17 protein-coding genes are annotated in these 17454 nt (G+C 34.5%); 12 read left to right on the top strand and 5 right to left on the bottom strand.

The features are described 5' to 3' along the window. Positions 1 to 15 precede the first annotated feature (15 nt). The gene (locus ACHMWN_RS12445; protein ID WP_397301507.1) at positions 16 to 531 is read left to right on the top strand and encodes a DUF2911 domain-containing protein; all 516 of its coding nucleotides are present in this window, start codon (positions 16 to 18) and stop codon (positions 529 to 531) included. A gap of 669 nt (positions 532 to 1200) precedes the next feature. After that, complete coding sequence (locus tag ACHMWN_RS12450) at positions 1201 to 1614, top strand: response regulator (protein WP_397301510.1); 414 nt, start codon at positions 1201 to 1203, stop codon at positions 1612 to 1614. Positions 1615 to 1623: 9 nt separating this feature from the next. On the opposite strand, the gene ACHMWN_RS12455 is transcribed toward ACHMWN_RS12450, so the two are convergent. After that, positions 1624 to 1914 (bottom strand): hypothetical protein, encoded by a 291-nt coding sequence (locus tag ACHMWN_RS12455; protein ID WP_397301512.1) that lies wholly within the window; start codon positions 1912 to 1914, stop codon positions 1624 to 1626. Between the two features lie 209 nt (positions 1915 to 2123). Here ACHMWN_RS12455 and ACHMWN_RS12460 point away from each other — a divergent pair, with 209 nt between their 5' ends. Genes ACHMWN_RS12460 through ACHMWN_RS12475 form a run of 4 tightly spaced genes read left to right on the top strand, consistent with a single transcriptional unit; the run spans position 2124 to position 7690 of the window. Further along, positions 2124 to 2996 carry a DMT family transporter gene (locus ACHMWN_RS12460; protein ID WP_397301515.1) on the top strand — a complete coding sequence of 291 codons (873 nt, stop codon included), beginning with the start codon at positions 2124 to 2126 and terminating at the stop codon, positions 2994 to 2996. 32 nt (positions 2997 to 3028) lie between these two features. Then, on the top strand, positions 3029 to 4195 hold the full coding sequence (locus tag ACHMWN_RS12465) for an exo-alpha-sialidase (RefSeq protein WP_397301518.1): 1167 nt from the start codon (positions 3029 to 3031) through the stop codon (positions 4193 to 4195). A 2-nt stretch (positions 4196 to 4197) separates the two neighbouring features. Then, complete coding sequence (locus ACHMWN_RS12470; protein WP_397301520.1) at positions 4198 to 6141, top strand: family 20 glycosylhydrolase; 1944 nt, start codon at positions 4198 to 4200, stop codon at positions 6139 to 6141. Between the two features lie 22 nt (positions 6142 to 6163). Then, positions 6164 to 7690: an alpha-L-fucosidase gene (locus ACHMWN_RS12475; protein WP_397301523.1), complete on the top strand. Its 1527-nt coding sequence runs from the start codon at positions 6164 to 6166 to the stop codon at positions 7688 to 7690. 11 nt (positions 7691 to 7701) lie between these two features. Here ACHMWN_RS12475 and ACHMWN_RS12480 read toward each other — a convergent pair whose 3' ends face one another. Beyond that, positions 7702 to 8067: a hypothetical protein gene (locus ACHMWN_RS12480; protein WP_397301524.1), complete on the bottom strand. Its 366-nt coding sequence runs from the start codon at positions 8065 to 8067 to the stop codon at positions 7702 to 7704. Positions 8068 to 8178: 111 nt separating this feature from the next. Between ACHMWN_RS12480 and ACHMWN_RS12485 the strand changes: the two genes are divergently transcribed. Further along, positions 8179 to 8361, top strand: a complete 183-nt coding sequence (locus ACHMWN_RS12485) for a hypothetical protein (protein WP_397301527.1) — start codon at positions 8179 to 8181, stop codon at positions 8359 to 8361. 100 nt (positions 8362 to 8461) lie between these two features. Beyond that, positions 8462 to 9454 (top strand): LLM class flavin-dependent oxidoreductase, encoded by a 993-nt coding sequence (locus ACHMWN_RS12490; protein WP_397301530.1) that lies wholly within the window; start codon positions 8462 to 8464, stop codon positions 9452 to 9454. Positions 9455 to 9538: 84 nt separating this feature from the next. On the opposite strand, the gene ACHMWN_RS12495 is transcribed toward ACHMWN_RS12490, so the two are convergent. After that, the gene (locus ACHMWN_RS12495; RefSeq protein ID WP_397301533.1) at positions 9539 to 9940 is read right to left on the bottom strand and encodes an OsmC family protein; all 402 of its coding nucleotides are present in this window, start codon (positions 9938 to 9940) and stop codon (positions 9539 to 9541) included. A gap of 43 nt (positions 9941 to 9983) precedes the next feature. Between ACHMWN_RS12495 and ACHMWN_RS12500 the strand changes: the two genes are divergently transcribed. The 4 genes from ACHMWN_RS12500 (at position 9984) to ACHMWN_RS12515 (ending at position 15739) form a co-directional block, all read left to right on the top strand. Then, on the top strand, positions 9984 to 10427 hold the full coding sequence (locus tag ACHMWN_RS12500; protein ID WP_397301536.1) for a PaaI family thioesterase: 444 nt from the start codon (positions 9984 to 9986) through the stop codon (positions 10425 to 10427). A gap of 224 nt (positions 10428 to 10651) precedes the next feature. Then, positions 10652 to 10834 carry a hypothetical protein gene (locus ACHMWN_RS12505; protein ID WP_397301538.1) on the top strand — a complete coding sequence of 61 codons (183 nt, stop codon included), beginning with the start codon at positions 10652 to 10654 and terminating at the stop codon, positions 10832 to 10834. 275 nt (positions 10835 to 11109) lie between these two features. Then, positions 11110 to 14295: a SusC/RagA family TonB-linked outer membrane protein gene (locus ACHMWN_RS12510; protein WP_397301541.1), complete on the top strand. Its 3186-nt coding sequence runs from the start codon at positions 11110 to 11112 to the stop codon at positions 14293 to 14295. Positions 14296 to 14305: 10 nt separating this feature from the next. Further along, a complete protein-coding gene (locus ACHMWN_RS12515; RefSeq protein ID WP_397301542.1) occupies positions 14306 to 15739 on the top strand; it encodes a SusD/RagB family nutrient-binding outer membrane lipoprotein in 1434 nt (477 codons plus the stop codon). 115 nt (positions 15740 to 15854) lie between these two features. Here ACHMWN_RS12515 and ACHMWN_RS12520 read toward each other — a convergent pair whose 3' ends face one another. After that, complete coding sequence (locus ACHMWN_RS12520) at positions 15855 to 16082, bottom strand: hypothetical protein (protein ID WP_397301545.1); 228 nt, start codon at positions 16080 to 16082, stop codon at positions 15855 to 15857. A 59-nt stretch (positions 16083 to 16141) separates the two neighbouring features. Next, the gene (locus tag ACHMWN_RS12525) at positions 16142 to 17419 is read right to left on the bottom strand and encodes a nucleoside recognition domain-containing protein (RefSeq protein WP_397301546.1); all 1278 of its coding nucleotides are present in this window, start codon (positions 17417 to 17419) and stop codon (positions 16142 to 16144) included. Positions 17420 to 17454: the final 35 nt, after the last annotated feature.

Genomic DNA, 17454 nt, shown 5'->3' on the forward strand with positions numbered 1-17454 from the left:
ACTAAAAAAAGTATCATGAAAAATCTGAGAAAATCTTTGTCTTTAATTTTATTGTTAGCGGCTTCAGTAAGTGTTTATGCACAAAAAGCTAGTCCTGCAGCTACAGCTACTGGGAAAATAGGAGATGCAACAGTTAAAATTTCCTATAGCAGTCCAGCAGTAAAAGAAAGAAAAATTTGGGGCGAATTAGTTCCTTACAACAAGATTTGGAGAGCAGGAGCAAATGAAGCAACCATTTTCGAAACTGATAAAGCGTTGAAAATAGAAGGCAAAGAGCTTCCTGCAGGCAAGTACAGCGTCTATATGTTGCCAACAGAAAGTCAATGGACCATTATTTTTAATTCACAAGTTGGGCAGTGGGGTATCACTCGTGCTGGCGAAACAACAAATGATCCAAAAAAGGACGTTTTAAAAGTTATGGTAAAACCTATGAAATCTAAAGCATTTAATGAAAGAATGACCTATGAAGTTAACAAAAAAGGTTTTTCATTGAACTGGGAAAATCTTACTGTTCCTGTAAAAATAAAATAGTAAAAAATTAGTCATCCAATTGAGCACTGGATGCTAATGAGCTTGTTTTTTAATTGTAACATCTAGAAGAATTTATGAGGATAAACTAAAAGATGAAATTATTAATTATAGTCTGAGCAACTATAATGCATCTTGTCTAGATAATTAAAAGATGAAGCTTATCGTTGCACTTGCAACGAACAGAACCCGCCAATAGGTGGGTTTTGTTGTTTAAGACAACTTTGCAGTAAGCCATACACGATAAATTTACCAACACTTCTCCTACACATCTCCTAGTATGCTCCTACGTTTCTCCTACAAAACCCGGTTTGAGAAGAACAAACCTAGGGTAAACCTCGAACAAGAGTAGAACAAAGTATCTTTTAGACTGATATTTTCAGACATTTAAAGACATTTTCGGACATCTATTTTTTGTGTATCGATAAAGAATTTAATAGGTGAGATCAATTGCTAGTTCTATTGTATATCTAGGTGTCAATAATTCTTGTTTTTCAATAAGTTGTTTCAATTATAAATCGAGAGAATTATAATTGAAACAAATTTGATACGTATACCTTTTCTGGTGATGCAGAATAAGTTACATTTTCGTCGTATTTTTTTTATCTTAGTTCTCGTAATAATTAAGTATACTTAAGCCATATTCGAATACTAGTAGAGAAATAATTTTATTTGTTAGATAAACCATACGTCAAAGTGATATTCAACTATAAAAAAAATGCAGACAGAAAGAAGAGAATTCTGATTGTAGAAGATGAACCCATTAGCGTTTTATTGATTGAAAGAATACTAAAACCTTTTCCGTTTGAGGTAGTAGTTGCAATAAATGGTTTAGATGCAGTTGAAAAATTTAAAGCCGAAGAGTTTGATTTAGTAATTATGGATTTGTACATGCCTGAAATGGATGGATTTGAGGCTTCTAAAATCATAAGATCCTTATCTAAAAACGTTCCTATAATTGTGATATCTACCACAATTATAAATGAAGAGGAATTGAAAAGAGATATAGGAATTGATTATTTACTAGCAAAACCTTTAAACGTTGATAAGTTTAAAGATTTCATTCACATGCTGTTGTTAGCCTAAGTTTGTTTTTTAAGAAGGAGTATTTCCCTTTTTTACTTCAGATTTCACAACTGATTTTTTAGCAGATTTTAATGGGCTGTCAGTTTTCTCAGCCGAAGTGCTCTGAATTACTTGGCCATCTTTAGCAATCTCTTTTGAAAGTTTTACTGCACTTTTTTCAATTGCTTTATTTATCTTTTTAGAGCTTTTACCAAGTTTCTCAGCAAACTCTTTTAGGTTTTGAATTAAACTTAACTTAATTTCTTTTTGTGCAGTTTTTCTTAATGATTTAGCAAGAGCCTTTGATTTATCCTTTTTCATGAAATGTGATTTCTGCAAATTTATGTTATTGCAAAATCAATTTCATATTATGTTTATGTTAACTGGAGTAGTAAAACTTAACATTATGTGCTACTCTTATTTCAAATTAAATTATAATAAAAAATAATTTCATATTCTATATTAAACAAATGGCTTATTTTAGGAAATATTAATGCTGACAAATCTTAATAGCATTAGAAAACTGTTTCATGATTAAAAAACAATATAGCTGGTTAGTTGCAGGGTTAATTTTTGCCATATTTTGGGCTTCGGCATCTACGGCAACAAAAATTGGATTAGCTGTTGCACAACCATTAGTAATTGCAGTTACACGTTTTGGCATGGCTGCAATCATCATGCTATTTGTTTCTCATTTTGTACAAAAAAATAGATTGCCAAAAGGAAAAGAATGGCTTCAAATTAGTATTTATGGGATATTAAATATTAGTATTTATTTAGGCTTGTACGTTGTTGCAATGCAAAAAGTAACTGCTGGAATTGGAGCTTTAGCTGTTGCAATAAATCCAGTATTTATTAGTTTTTTCTCTGTTATATTTCTCAATAAAAAACTAACCCTTGCACTTCTTTTAGGATTAATGATATGTACTCTTGGTGTAGTTTGTGCCGCATGGCCTTTATTTGAAAATGCATCTGTAACTACCGAAGGTTTATTAATTCTTTTAGTAAGTATGCTTTCTTATGCTTTGGCAGCAATTTATTTTTCGGCAAAGAAATGGAATGATTTAAGTCTACTCACCATAAATGGATGGCAAACCTGCATAGGAGGGTTATTGCTATTGCCTTTTGTTATTTTCTTTTATAACGACCAACTCAACCATTTTGATTTAAAGTTCTGGTCTTCTGTTACTTGGTTAGCAATACCTGTTTCTATTGTAGCAGTACAACTTTGGCTCTGGCTATTAAAAACAAACGCCGTTAAAGCAGGATTATGGTTATTTCTATGTCCATTATTTGGATTTATAATTGCCGCCATACTAGCAAACGAAGCAATCAGCTTATATACTTTCATAGGTGTTATATTAGTTTTAGGCGGTTTATTTATAGCCAAGAAAACGAATTAGCATTATTTTAGACACATATAAAAGCACATGCAATGAGAACCACTTTTAATACATTAGTTTTTCTTTTACTGGTTATAACAAGTATAGCACAAGTAAAATATATTCCTGTTTTTGTTTCCGGACAAGAAGGACATAAAAGTTATAGAATACCTGCTATTGTTACCTTAAAAAATGGCGATTTATTAGCTTTTGCTGAAGGAAGAGTTCATGATGCTGGGGATTTTGGCGATATTAATATTGTTTTAAAACGTAGTACGAATAAAGGAAAAACGTGGTCGGCTTTACAAACTGTAGTTGATTACGATAAATTTCAAGCTGGAAACCCAGCTCCAGTAATTGATTTTACTGATCCTAAATACCCTAAAGGAAGGATCTTCTTGTTCTATAATACAGGTAATAATCACGAAGGTGAGGTTAGAAAAGGAAATGGCTTAAGAGAAGTTTGGTATAAAACTTCTATTGATGGTGGTTTAAACTGGTCTGAACCTGTTAATATCACCACACAAGTTCATAAACCTAAAATGCCACAAATAAATCCAAACTATAATTTTTCAGAAGATTGGCGCAGTTATGCAAATACACCTGGTCATGCAATGCAATTTGATAGTGGAACTTACAAGGGGCGCATTTTTGTAGCAGCTAATCATTCTGCAGGAGCTCCCCAAAATGCTGGTAAAGATTATCTAGCTCATGGTTACTACACAGATGATCACGGTGCGACTTTTAAAGTTTCAGAAAACATAAGTTTTTTAGGTAGTAATGAAGCAATGGCGGCTCAACTTTCTGGAGATGATATGGTGATGAATATTCGAAATCAGCAAGGAAATGTGAGACAAAGAATTATTGCGATTAGCAAAAACGGTGGTCAAACTTGGGATAAAACCTTTTTCGACTCAAATTTACCAGATCCAGTTTGCCAAGGAAGTACACTATCGTTTTTAGATAAAAAAGGAAATAGAATTTTATTCGTTTGCAATGCAGCAGATGTTAAAAAGCGAGATAATTTAACATTAAGAATGAGTAAGGATGATGGACACAGTTGGGAGAAAAGTATTGTAATCGCAAAAAGTCCTGAAGGTTATAAAGGCAATAGCTATGCTGCTTATTCTGATATTGTTCAACTTAAAAAGAACAGTATAGGTGTGTTGTTTGAAAAAGATGAATATAAGACGATTGTATTTGCAGTGCAGAAATGGTAAATATGCGCAGATTTATTTTCTTAATTTTAGCTGTCGTTACCAGCAACTTAAGCGCACAAATTGCATTAATTCCCCAACCTACTTCAATATATTTAAAAGAGGGAGCATTTCCAATTGCTCATGTAAAAACCATTTATATCTCATCTGAATTAGTAAGAAAAGAAGCACTCGTTCTAAAAGAAGTTTTACAAGGAATGGGGATTTCGACTACAATTAAGAATGGGAATGTTAAAAGAATAGCACCCTACATTAGTTTATCCTTACTTAAATCTACCCCAAAAAAGGAAGCATACCAGTTAAGCATAAAGGCAAATCGAATCGCAATTAATGCAGGACATCAAGCTGGTGTTTTTTATGGCATTCAAACGTTAAAGCAATTAAGTGTCAATAAATCTTCTATTCCGACTGTCGAAATTAAAGATTCACCAGCTTTTGCTTGGCGTGGTTACATGGTAGATGTTGGTCGAAACTTCCAATCTATCGCTTTGCTAAAACAACAAATTGATGCTATGGCAGCATATAAATTAAATATCTTTCATTTTCATTTTACGGAAGATATTGCTTGGCGTTTGGCGAGTAAGCAATATCCACAGCTTACAGATTCGGCTAATATGATTAGGAATAAAGGTAAATTTTATACAGAAAAGGAGTTTAAAGAGCTAATCAACTATTGTAAAGATAGACATATCACATTGGTGCCTGAGATCGATATGCCTGGGCATAGTGCTGCGTTTAAAAGAGCAATGGGGGTAGATATGCAGAGCGATTCAGGTGTGCACATGCTTAAAAATATCCTTAAAGAATTTTTTACAACGTATAATTTACCTTACTTCCACATTGGTGCAGATGAAGTAAAAATTACCAATAAGAACTTCGTGCCTGAGATCAGTGCATTTGTAGAGTCGTTTGGTAAAAAAACAATTGGTTGGGAGCCAGGCGGTAATTTTAATAAAAATACGATTAGACAATTGTGGATGGATGATGCAGCTGTGACTGCTGGTAACAATGATATTCAGTATATCGATTCTAGACACCTTTATTTAAATCATATGGATCCGCTAGAAAGTGTCGTGACTATTTTTAATAGGCAATTATGTGGTGTAGATAGAGGCAATACTCGAGCTTTAGGCGCTACACTTTGCCTTTGGCCAGACAGAAAAATAGCTAACGAAGAGGATGCAATAAAAATGAATGCTATTTATCCAGCTATGCTTGCTTTTGCAGAAAGAGTATGGTTGGGTGGTGGTTATGAAGGTTGGGTTTCTAATCTGAATTTAAATGGAGATAAAGCGTTTAATCTTTTTAAGGATTTTGAAAATCGTTTGCTCATTCATAAGAAACAATATTTTAAAAATCTACCTTTCCCTTATCAGCAACAAAGTAAGTTAACTTGGCAATTATACGGGCCATTTAAAAATGGTGGGGACTTAACAAAACAATTCAGTCCAGAATTACCAGATTTCAATTTAGATAAAGAAAAACAAACGTTAATAGCTATAGGTGGAACAATTATTTTAAGGCATTGGTGGGCACCAAAAATAAAAGCAGTTTTGCCAGAACCTACCGAAAATACAACGTGGTACGCTTTTACTAAAATTTGGTCAGATAGAGATGCCATTAAAGATTTTTGGATAGGATTTAATAATCTTTCCAGATCGCCAGCTACAGATAGTCCACAAGATGGAACTTGGGACAATCACAAAAGTGAAATTTGGCTTAATGGAAAACTTATATCTCCTCCAAATTGGAAAAACGCAGGACAAAAAGGCGATTCTGAAATTCCATTAATTGATGAAGGTTACGAGTACAGAAAACCAATGGCTTTGCAATTAAAAAAAGGTTGGAATATGATTAGAATTAAAGCTCCAATAGGTAGCTTTAAAGCAAAAAATTGGCAGAATCCAGAAAAATGGATGTTTACTTTTATTGAAACACCAACAAATTAAAATTACGATAAGCTTTATCACTATGGATCATAAGTATATAAGAAAATTAGTATTTAGTATTGGAATTGCACTAGGAATTTGTTTCTCCTTAAAAAGTCAAGCTCAAATCTTTAATAAAAATAATTATGTAACTATAAATCCAACAGATGATTCTATAACAATTGTAAACAAAGCGGCTCGTGTTACGCCATCGGCAAGACAACTACGTTGGCAAGAATTAGAATTAACTGCTTTTATTCATTTTGGTATGAATACGTTTACCAATAAAGAATGGGGAGATGGAACTGAAAATCCCTCGTTATTTAATCCAAAGAAACTAGATGCAAAGCAATGGGTAAAAGTTTGTAAAGAAGCTGGATTTAAACAGATCATTCTTACGGCAAAACACCACGATGGTTTCTGTTTGTGGCCTAGCAAATACACCGAACATTCTGTGAAAAGCAGTCCTTGGAAGGATGGAAAAGGAGATGTGGTAAAAGAAGTTGCTGAAGCTTGTAAGGAATATGGAATAGGTTTTGGAATTTATCTTTCACCTTGGGATCGCAATTCTAAATATTTTGGAAGCTTAAAATACAATGACTATTTTATCAATCAATTAACAGAGCTATTAACTAATTATGGGCGAGTGGATGAGGTGTGGTTTGATGGTGCGAATGGAGAAGGACCATCTGGTGAAAAGCAGGTATATGAATACAATCGCTGGTATGAACTTATCCGTAAACTGCAACCAAAAGCAACCATTGCAGTCTCTGGACCTGATGTACGTTGGGTAGGAACAGAAACTGGTTATGGACGAGAAACCGAATGGAGTATTGTGCCTGCGAATGAATTAAGTGTAGAAAAAATTGCAGAAAGCTCACAAAAAAAAGTAGAATTTGCCCCTCGAGATTTGATGTCTAAAGATTTAGGAAGCAGAGAGAAAATAGTAAAAGCAAAGAGCTTGGTATGGTATCCAGCAGAAATTGACGTTTCTATCAGACCTGGGTGGTTTTATCATTCAACTGAAGATGATAAAGTAAAAACACCAGAGAAATTAACAGATATCTATTTCAGTTCGGTGGGTAGAAATGGCGTGCTGTTGCTTAACATTCCACCAACAACAGATGGGCTAATTAGTGACAGCGATATAAAAGCATTAGACGGATTTAAAGAACATTTAAATAAAACGTTTAACACAAATTTATTAGCTGTAGGATTGAAAGAAAAAGGCAATAAAAATAACGTATTGGATAATAATTCAAATACCTATTGGTCCACCAAAGCAAAAGATAACACACTCACAGTTTCATTTAAAATGAATAATGCTCAAAAATTTGATGTGTTGTTGTTGCAAGAAAACTTGAAAATTGGACAAAGAGTAGAAAAATTTGTACTGGAATATAAAGTTGGTAAGGAATGGAAACTAATTACAGAAGGAACTACAATTGGTTTTAAACGATTATTGCGCTTCCCAGAAGTAACCGCTTCTGAAGTTAGGTTAAGAATTCTATCATCGAGATTAAATCCAGCTCTTGCAGAAATAGGCTTATACAAACAAGCAGCATTCTAATATTACGATAATTAAGAAGGCAATTCTTTCTCCTCTTTTTGAGTGATTATTTTTTGTTTCTTTAAATCTATTCGAATCAAATTGTATAAACTCATATATACATTAGCTATCCAAACAATAGAAAAACCAGCGATAATATACCCACGCCAATCAGGATAAATTAGCGTGAAATTGGTCATTAATAACATCAAAATAGTAACATAATGACTAAAGCAATATTCACAAGTAAACAAGTAAAAGAATTTGCGTTGATATAGCTTTTTGCAATTAGTTGATTTATCTACACAAAATTCTCTTATTTCTCTAAAAACCTCTTCTTTAGTAACAGTCCATGCAATACAAGCAACAGGTATAGCCAAAATGAAAATTATTTCCATAGGTTAAAATATCTTTCCAATAAAACCTAAAATAGAGCTATTATGTTTGGATATTGCTAATTTTTTAAAACCTTTTTTACCATGGTAGGCTTTTATAGGAAATCAATTGTTATGAAAAATCAAAGTAAAGTACCTGCCCAACCAATAAATCCAGTTTCTAGAAAAACGAATGAAGAAATAGATGAAGATGAAAATGGAAATCTGATTATTGATGGAAAATATACCGAAGAAACAAAATCAGTTCCAACAGTTGAACATGTGGACAATGATTTACCTAAAGATAAGAATAGTTAGTATTGGATTGCTGCGAAATTAACAACACGTAGTAACATCACATTCTTGTCAACTCTTTTCTTTTCTCAAAAATTCGGGAAACACCTCTCTATATTTGTACATGAGCATTCCATTTTCAGTTTTAGATTTAGCAACAGTTATACAAGGTAAAACACCAGCCGACACTTTTGAAAATAGTGTAGCACTTGCTCAGCATGCAGAGAAGTTGGGTTATACACGGTATTGGTTTGCAGAACATCATAATATGGTTAGTGTTGCAAGTTCAGCAACATCAGTACTAATTGGCCACATTGCAGGACATACCAAAACCATTAGAGTTGGTTCTGGTGGCATTATGTTACCCAATCATTCGCCTTTAATTGTAGCAGAACAATTTGGTACGTTGGCTACATTATACCCTAATAGAATAGATTTAGGTCTAGGTAGGGCTCCAGGTACAGATCAATTAACCGCAATGGAAATTAGAGGAGAACGTTTTTCTGCACCGCATAGTTTCCCTCAAGATGTATTAAAACTACAAAAGTATTTGTCCAGTGATAATAGTCTTAGTAAAGTAAGAGCTATACCAGGTGAAGGAGCCGAAGTGCCAATTTGGATTTTAGGTTCAAGTACAGAGAGTGCACATTTAGCGGCATCCTATGGCTTACCTTACGCTTTTGCAAGTCACTTCGCACCAACTTATTTTTTAGAAGCAATTAAAATATACCGACAAAACTTCCGTCCGTCAGCTACGCTGCAAGAACCGTATGTAATGTCTTGTGTAAATGTAGTTGCAGCAGATACTGATGCTGAGGCAGAGCGATTAGCAACATCCCTAAAACAATTATTTATGGGAATTGTAACTGGAAAGCGTAGATTATTACAACCGCCAATTGATAACATGGATGACGTTTGGAATGATATGGAGGAAGAAGCTGTAAATCAGATGTTGGCAGTTGCTTTTATTGGCGGACCAGAAAAACTAACTGCACAAATGGAATCGTTTAGAGCACAAACTCAAATCGATGAAATTATGGTAACATCTCATATTTATGATCACCAAGCTAGATTACACTCCTATAAGCTTTTTGCAGAAATAGTAAAGAGTATATAAAAGTGTTCGTCATTCCCTTGAAAACGGGAATAACAAAGTGCTCACTCTTGCTAATCATAAAGCGTTAGAAAAATAGTGAACCAACTAATTCGTTAAAATAGTAATGGGATTACTCAATAACTTATGGATAGGACATTTATCTGCTATTTGTAGCAAACGTTCATGTTGTTCGCTTGTTAAATCTCCAGTAAATTCTATTTTGCGAGTAATGGTGGTCTCTTTTGTAATTTGATCCTCTTTGCAAATGGCCAACTCAATTTTAATAGTATCTAAGGCAATTTCTTTCCGATCAGCATACATTCGAATGGTAATTGCTGTACAACTACCCAAACTTGCTAAAAGTAAAGCACCCGGAGACATTCCTTCATCAGTACCACCTAAATTTGCTGGTTCATCAGCATAAATAAAATGACCGCCAGAATAAATTTTGGATCTATAGTTGGATCTATCTAACTCAATAATAGCCGTAATCTGCAAACTACTCATATGTATAATATAATCATTAAATTTAGCGTAAACATAACATAAAATGGAAGAACAAAACGAACTACAACAACGATTAATAAACTTTCAATCCTTTACAGGAAAAGAAATTACCACATCACCTTCACATTTTATGAATTGGTTAAAACCCACCTTAATTAGTGCAGAGAAAGGAACATTGCATTGTAGTTATATCGTTAGAAAAGAAATGACCAATCCATATGGCATATTACATGGTGGTATTACAGCGGGTATTATTGACGATTTAATTGGTGCAACTGTATATATTTTAGGCTTAAATGCTCGATTTACCACTGTAAATAATTCAATAGATTATTTTGCTCCTGCTAATGAAGGTGATGAAATTACCGCTAAAACAACAGTAGTAAAACAAGGAAAAACAATTATTAATCTACAATGCGAAGTGTTTTTACCATCAAAAAAACGTTTGATTGCGAAAGGTTATTCAAATATGCTAAATATAGGGTAGGAGTAGGCCAATAGTTCATTAACCAATAATTTAGATGCTATACATCTTCACCATTAACAATAAGATATTATGCTATAAAACATTTCTTGTTATTAATTTAACTTTTACTAAACATTTTAAAGTGAGCTTTGTTATATCATAACCCTAAAACCAAAACTGCCATGTGGAATGATTATTTAAACCTCCAATTTGATGTTAAAGGTAAAACCTTTAAAGGGTTCTGTATGAAAATTCAAGATGATTTTCACCTTACCTATGCCGTAATACTAGAAGATTGTCACTCATTTTGCATCTGGCTTGATGATAAAACAGCTAAATGGTATTCCTCTAAATTCACAAATTTAGATCCAAGTGTTTTAGATCAAATTATAAATAGGTTAGGGGTTCAAGAAGAAGCCTTAGCGTAAGTACATTATACTCTCTTAATACAATTAACCACCTTCTTTATATAATTGAGAACATTTTGCATGCTCTTGCATGTTTTGGCGTAATAGTTTATTTTTTTAGCTGAAAACTTTGCAAATACCCGCATTTTTGATTTTAGCTATACTTTTCTTGCTTTTGTACTATAAATTAGTAGCAGCCCAAACTATTTAGATTTATTATTTATATCCTGTTTTATTGGCGTTTAATAAGTTAAATTTCTTAATTTTCAATTAATATTAATTTAACCTATACAACTATGAACAGAAAATTTATCTTAATTCTATTCGGGTTCTTGCTGTTTTCTTTGGTTACTTATGCCCAAAAAACAATTAGCGGCAAAGTAACCGATGCAACAGATGGCAGCGGAATTCCGGGTGTAAGTGTGCTTGTAAAAGGCACAACCGCTGGAGCAACCACCCAGCCTAATGGTACTTACACCATTAATGTACCAGCAAACGGTACAGTATTAGTGTTTACCTATTTAGGTTTCCAAACGCAAGAAATTACTATTGGTAACAGAACCGACATTAATGTTTCTTTAGCTTCAAGTACGCAAACTTTAGAAGGCGTAGTCGTGACTGCATTAGGCATCAAGCGTAGCGAAAAATCTATTGGTTATGCAACGCAACAAGTAAATGGCGATAACTTAACACTTACAAAAGAGCAAAACGTAATCGGTTCTTTGGCAGGTAAAGTTGCTGGTGTTCAGGTTACAGGTTCATCTGGCGCAAGCTTAGGGGGTACGCAAAAAATTAAATTAAGAAGTGTTAACTCTATCACCGGCGGTGGACAACCTTTAATGGTAGTAGATGGTACACCAATTTCTAACGCTAATTTTGGTGGTTCAGAAAACGGTGTAGATTATGGTAACGTTGCTCAAGATATTAATCCAGAGGATATTGACAACGTTAGCGTTTTAAAAGGACCAGCAGCATCAGCATTGTATGGTATTAGAGGCCAATACGGTGTAATTATGATTACTACTAAAAAAGGATCGAAAGGTGCAAAAAAAGTAAACATTAGTGTTAATTCTGCTTTCTCCATAGAAAAAACAGCTAACTTTTTGGAATTGCAAAATATCTATGGTGTGGGTAATAATCAAACTTTTCAAACGCTTACCGGTGGTCAGAAATATGTAAATGGAAATGATGAAAGCTGGGGACCTGCTATGGACGGAACTCCTGTAAGACAATTTTACAGTTTTTACCCTCAAGATCCTCGCTTTGGACAATTAACTCCTTTTGTTCCACATCCTAATAATGTGAAAGATTTTTACGAAACTGGACATAACATAAATAACGGGATTTCTATTTCTGGCGGTAGCGAAAACATGGATTACAGAATTAGCTATAACAATGCGTATATCAATGGTGTAATTCCTAATACGTGGTTAAAACGTAATAACCTAAGCTTAAGTTCATCCTTAAAAGTTACCGATAAATTAACCGTAGGTGCAAATGTAAATTATGCAAATAACAATGGTCAACGCCCAACCCAAGGGTACCAAGGTTCATTTACAGGAGCAACACAATGGTTTCAACGTAATATAGACATTAACGAATTGCGTAATTACAAATATGCAGATGGAACTATTTTAAATTGGAATGTGAATCCAAACACATCCACAGGTATTGTCACTAACAACAAACCTAGTGATTGGAATAATCCATTTTTTGATGCGTATGAGGTATTAAATAATGATAGTCGTGATCGTTTATTTGGCGATGTAAATGCAAGCTATCAAGTATTACCAGAATTAAAATTGAGTGGTTTTGTACGTTCAGATATGTTTACTCAAAACATTACCCACAAAGAACCACTGGGTGGTCGTTTAGTAGATAGTTATCAAATTGGTAAATACCAGAACGAAGAAAATAACTATGAGTTTTTAGGTCAGTATACCAAAACTTTTAATGATATCTCTGTTAATTTGAATTTAGGAGCTAACTTATTTACCAATAGATATTCAAGTCAATATCAAGCAACAGTTGGAGGTCTATCAAGTCCAGGATGGTATTCTGCAGCAGCATCAATAGATCGCCCAACAAGTACCTCGTTTTTGAGAACTAAACAAGTAAGAAGTGTGTACGCCATGGGTTCATTTGGATATAAAGACACATACTTTTTAGATGCATCAATTCGTAATGATATTTCTTCGGCTTTGCCAGATAATAATAATTCATATTGGTACCCATCAGTTTCTGGAAGTTTAGTATTTAGCGAATTAACAGATTGGAAAGCGCTATCGTTTGGTAAATTAAGAGCTAGTTATGCAATTGCAGGCTCAGATTTGAGCCCTTATCAAACAGCGTTTACTTACGGCTCTGGAGCAAACTACGGTGCAACACCAGCTATTAACACGTTATTAGTGCCAGATAAGTTAAATAATCCTAACATTAAACCTTCATTTGCAAACTCATTTGAAGTAGGTATGGATTTAAAATTCTTTAACAATCGTTTAGGAGCAGAATTTACCTACTACAACCAACAAAATAAAGACCAAATCATCAGTCTTTCAGTTTCTGGAGCAAGTGGATACGATCAAACTGTAGTTAATGCAGGTTCAATCCGTAACAAAGGAATAGAAATCGCATTAACAGGTCGACCAATACAATCGAAGTTATTTACCTGGGACATGAGTTTAAACTTTGCTCGTAACAAGAATAAAATCGAAGAATTATATCCAGGTATCACCGTATTACAAAACGATTTAAACACCTATTCAAGTCAAACGGTGTACTTAAACTCAACTCAAGGTCAATCATTTGGTAATTTAATGGGCCCAGGGTATAAAATAGATCCAGGAACTGGAAAAGTTTTATTAGGTACAGATAACATGCCTTTATTTGATACGCTTAAAGATTTTGGAACCGTTCTGCCAGATTTTACGGGTGGTCTTAGCAACACTTTCAAAGTTTGGAAGTTTGATTTAGCAGCAAATATCGATTTCCAAAAAGGTGGACAATTTATGAGCTGGTCTAAAATGTTAGCCGCTAAATCTGGTCAGGCTGCAGAAACTGCTGCTATAAACGATAAAGGTTTCAACGTTCGCGATGCAATTGCAGCAGGTGGTGGTGTAAAAGTAAATGGTATATCACAAGCAACAGGTCAAGAAGTTACAGCCTATGTGGATGCTAGAACCTACTACAGAACAAATTTAGGAACACGTATTTACGATGAATGGATTTACAGCGCATCTTACATTAAATTACGTGAAGTAAGTGTAGGCTACAATTTTGAACCAAAACTATTAGCCAAAACTCCATTTAAATCGGCAAAACTTGCAGTTATCGCACGTAATCCAGTTATGATTTGGCAAAAAGCACCAAAAGGAGTAGATCCATCAGAACTATCATCAGGCAGCACATCAATTAGCTGGATAGAAAAAGGTGAATTACAAACCGTACGTTCTTATGGTGTTAACTTAAGCCTTACATTTTAATTTTAAGCATATGAAAAATACATATAAATCAATTTACATCTGCTTGCTAGCCATAGTAATGCTAGGCAGTTGTAAGAAATTCGATGAATCTATAAACACAGATCCAAATAACCCAACAAAAGCATCTGGTACGCAATTAATTGCAAATGCCGAATTGTATTTGCCAGGGTTAAGTTCATCACCTTATGGTGTACATTATCCACAATACTTATCTAATACTTCATTTACAGATAATAGTAGATATGTAACTGTAAATTTTAACTTTTCTGGTCTATATACAGGTCCGTTAATGAACCTTGAAAATGTTATTAACAACACAGGTTTAGATGCAATAGAAGGTCCTGTAGTTAACCAAATAGCAGTAGCTAAAATATTAAAAGCATACTTCTTTTGGCACATGACAGATAGGTGGGGCGATATTCCTTACGACGAAGCACTAAAAGGAGCTGCAATCTTTACACCAAAGTACGATAAACAACAAGCCATATACAACAGGTTGTTTACATTATTGGATGAAGCAAATGCAGCTATTGTAACAGGAAACATTAAAAATGATATTGTATATGGTGGCGATGTTGCAAAATGGAAAAGATTAGGTAATACCATTCATGCGTTAATGGCACTAAGATTAAGTAAAGTAGATGCTGTAAAAGGTGCTGCAGAATTTAACAAAGCTGTAACTAACGGAATGATGATTGCAAATACCGATAACCTTTCTTATCCGCATTTAGCAGATCAAAACAACGAAAACTATTGGTACAACCAATTTACACGTTTAGGTAGAAACTGGTTTGCCGTAAGTAAACCCGTGGTAGATTACATGCAACCGTTAAACGACCCACGTTTATCTGTTTATGCAAATAAACCAACTAATACAGCCATTACAACTTATGTAGGGTTAGAGTATGGTTTGCCAGGTTCAACTACCGTAACCATTGCTAATTACAGCTTGTTAGGGAGTAACTTACGTCTGCAAAACTCACCAGTAGCCTTAGTTACCTATGCACAATCATTATTTGCCATGGCCGAAGCTGCTAAAAGAGGTTGGATTGGCGGTACAGATGTAACCGCTAAACAGAACTACGATAATGCCGTTACAGAATCGATTAGACAATGGACAGGTTCAACAACTTCAGTAAGTACATATTTAGCACAAACAGATGTTGCCTACGATCCGGTAAATGCCTTAATGAAAATTGGTAACCAACGTTGGATACACTTGTTTTTACATGGTTACGAAGGTTGGGCAGAATGGAGAAGAACAGGTTTCCCAACTTTCTTAGCTCCAGCTCCTTCAAATAATGGTGCTCAAATTCCACGACGTGAAGCCTATGGAACTCAAGAGCGTTCTATTAATGCAGCAAATTATAATGCAGCAGTAAGTGCATTTCCTTATGGTGGAGCCGATGATTTAAATGCTAGAGTATGGTGGGATAAACCATAATTAGTTAATTAAAACAGAATATCATCCTAAGTTTATTGAATGATAAGTTAAGTTGATATTCCATCATCTGAAACATAAAAAGTCCCGTTCATATAGAGCGGGACTTTTTTTACCGTCATTTCGACCGTAGTGGAGAAATCTTTGAACTATCAACTGCACCGCTTAAACTAGCAACTGCATGGAGTAAACTATCAACTGCACAGCTTGAACTATCAACTGCACCGCTTAAACTAGCAACTGCATGGAGTAAACTGTCAACTGCACTGCTTGAACTGCTCACTGCACTGCTTGAACTATCAACTGCACTGCTTGATCTGCTCACTGCACCGCTTGAACTGCTCACTGCACTGCTTGAACTGTCAACTGCACCGCTTGAACTATCAACTGCAGCTACTAAACACCTTAACTATGTCCGAAAAACAAATAACACAAGCCGATAGCAGTACAAATACCTACAAAATCAGCCAATAACATTGCCCAAACGGAATAACGACTGTTTTTCACATTAACAGCGCCAAAGTAAACTGCAATTACATAAAAAGTAGTATCAGAAGAACCCTGTAAAATAGCCGATAACTTACCCGCAAACGAATCTACACCATGCGTTTCCATGGTGCTAATCATCATTCCACGAGCACCGCTACCACTTAAAGGCTTAATGAGTGCAGTCGGAATACCATCTATAAATCGAGTATCTGCACCCATAGCTGAAAATACACTCTTAAACCCATCAATCACCAGGTCAAAAGTTCCGCTGGTGCGCAATAAACTAATAGCAATTAACATCCCAACTAAATAGGGTATAATGCGAATAGCAGTATCAAAACCGCCTTTTGCACCCTCTACAAAAGCATCAAAAATGTCAATCTTTTTATATAAACCACCCAAAACAATAGATAAGAAAATAAGCAATAACAAACCATTACTCAGTAAACCAGAAAAGGATTGTAAACCTGCAGTACTTAAATTAACTAGGTAAAGCACCATCACAGCAATTAAGGCAGAAATACCCAATACCCAACCTAAAATAATAGGCTGAAAAATATTTATCTTTTGTTTAAAAGAAACAATCAACATCGCTGCAATAGTAGCTACAAACGTAGCAATCATACAAGGGATAAATATTTCGGTTGGATTTACAGATTTTAAAGATGCTCGAATGGCAATAATACTTACTGGAATTAAAGTCAATCCAGAAGCATGTAAGCACAAAAACATAATTTGTGCATTCGATGCAGTATCCTTATGCGGATTAAGTTCTTGTAAACTTTCCATCGCTTTAATGCCAAAAGGAGTTGCTGCATTATCTAAGCCCAACAAATTAGCAGAAAAGTTCATGACCATGTGGCCAGTTGCAGGGTGCCCTTTAGGTACATCTGGGAATATTTTCGAAAAGAATGGACCAATTATTCTAGATAATAAACGAATACCACCAGCTTTTTCAGCAATACTCATAAAGCCCATAAATAAAGCCATTACCCCAATTAAGCCGATACAAATATTTACAGCGTTTAAACAAGTTTGTATAACCCCATCTACCTTAGTTAAATTTGTTGGATCATCGGCTTTGCCAATAACCATCCAACTGAAAATATCTGTTTGTCCGAAAAAGAAACATTTAATACAGGCTACGAGTATAGCTACAATAATAAAACCTGACCAAATTCTACTTAATGCCATTTGCTTTTAATTTGATGTTGAATGTAGTATTTTTT

The sequence above is a fragment of the Pedobacter sp. UC225_61 genome, from assembly GCF_044452285.1.
Lineage (GTDB): Bacteria > Bacteroidota > Bacteroidia > Sphingobacteriales > Sphingobacteriaceae > Pedobacter.

Bases quoted from the DNA above. Each gene is read 5' to 3' on its own strand.
- ACHMWN_RS12460 (WP_397301515.1), top strand. From the start codon at position 2,124: ATGATTAAAAAACAATATAGCTGGTTAGTTGCAGGGTTAATTTTTGCC.
- ACHMWN_RS12525 (WP_397301546.1), bottom strand. From the start codon at position 17,419: ATGGCATTAAGTAGAATTTGGTCAGGTTTTATTATTGTAGCTATACTC.
- ACHMWN_RS12455 (WP_397301512.1), bottom strand. From the start codon at position 1,914: ATGAAAAAGGATAAATCAAAGGCTCTTGCTAAATCATTAAGAAAAACT.
- ACHMWN_RS12490 (WP_397301530.1), top strand. From the start codon at position 8,462: ATGAGCATTCCATTTTCAGTTTTAGATTTAGCAACAGTTATACAAGGT.
- ACHMWN_RS12465 (WP_397301518.1), top strand. From the start codon at position 3,029: ATGAGAACCACTTTTAATACATTAGTTTTTCTTTTACTGGTTATAACA.
- ACHMWN_RS12510 (WP_397301541.1), top strand. From the start codon at position 11,110: ATGAACAGAAAATTTATCTTAATTCTATTCGGGTTCTTGCTGTTTTCT.
- ACHMWN_RS12500 (WP_397301536.1), top strand. From the start codon at position 9,984: ATGGAAGAACAAAACGAACTACAACAACGATTAATAAACTTTCAATCC.
- ACHMWN_RS12445 (WP_397301507.1), top strand. From the start codon at position 16: ATGAAAAATCTGAGAAAATCTTTGTCTTTAATTTTATTGTTAGCGGCT.
- ACHMWN_RS12480 (WP_397301524.1), bottom strand. From the start codon at position 8,067: ATGGAAATAATTTTCATTTTGGCTATACCTGTTGCTTGTATTGCATGG.
- ACHMWN_RS12475 (WP_397301523.1), top strand. From the start codon at position 6,164: ATGGATCATAAGTATATAAGAAAATTAGTATTTAGTATTGGAATTGCA.
- ACHMWN_RS12495 (WP_397301533.1), bottom strand. From the start codon at position 9,940: ATGAGTAGTTTGCAGATTACGGCTATTATTGAGTTAGATAGATCCAAC.
- ACHMWN_RS12470 (WP_397301520.1), top strand. From the start codon at position 4,198: ATGCGCAGATTTATTTTCTTAATTTTAGCTGTCGTTACCAGCAACTTA.
- ACHMWN_RS12485 (WP_397301527.1), top strand. From the start codon at position 8,179: ATGAAAAATCAAAGTAAAGTACCTGCCCAACCAATAAATCCAGTTTCT.
- ACHMWN_RS12515 (WP_397301542.1), top strand. From the start codon at position 14,306: ATGAAAAATACATATAAATCAATTTACATCTGCTTGCTAGCCATAGTA.
- ACHMWN_RS12505 (WP_397301538.1), top strand. From the start codon at position 10,652: ATGAAAATTCAAGATGATTTTCACCTTACCTATGCCGTAATACTAGAA.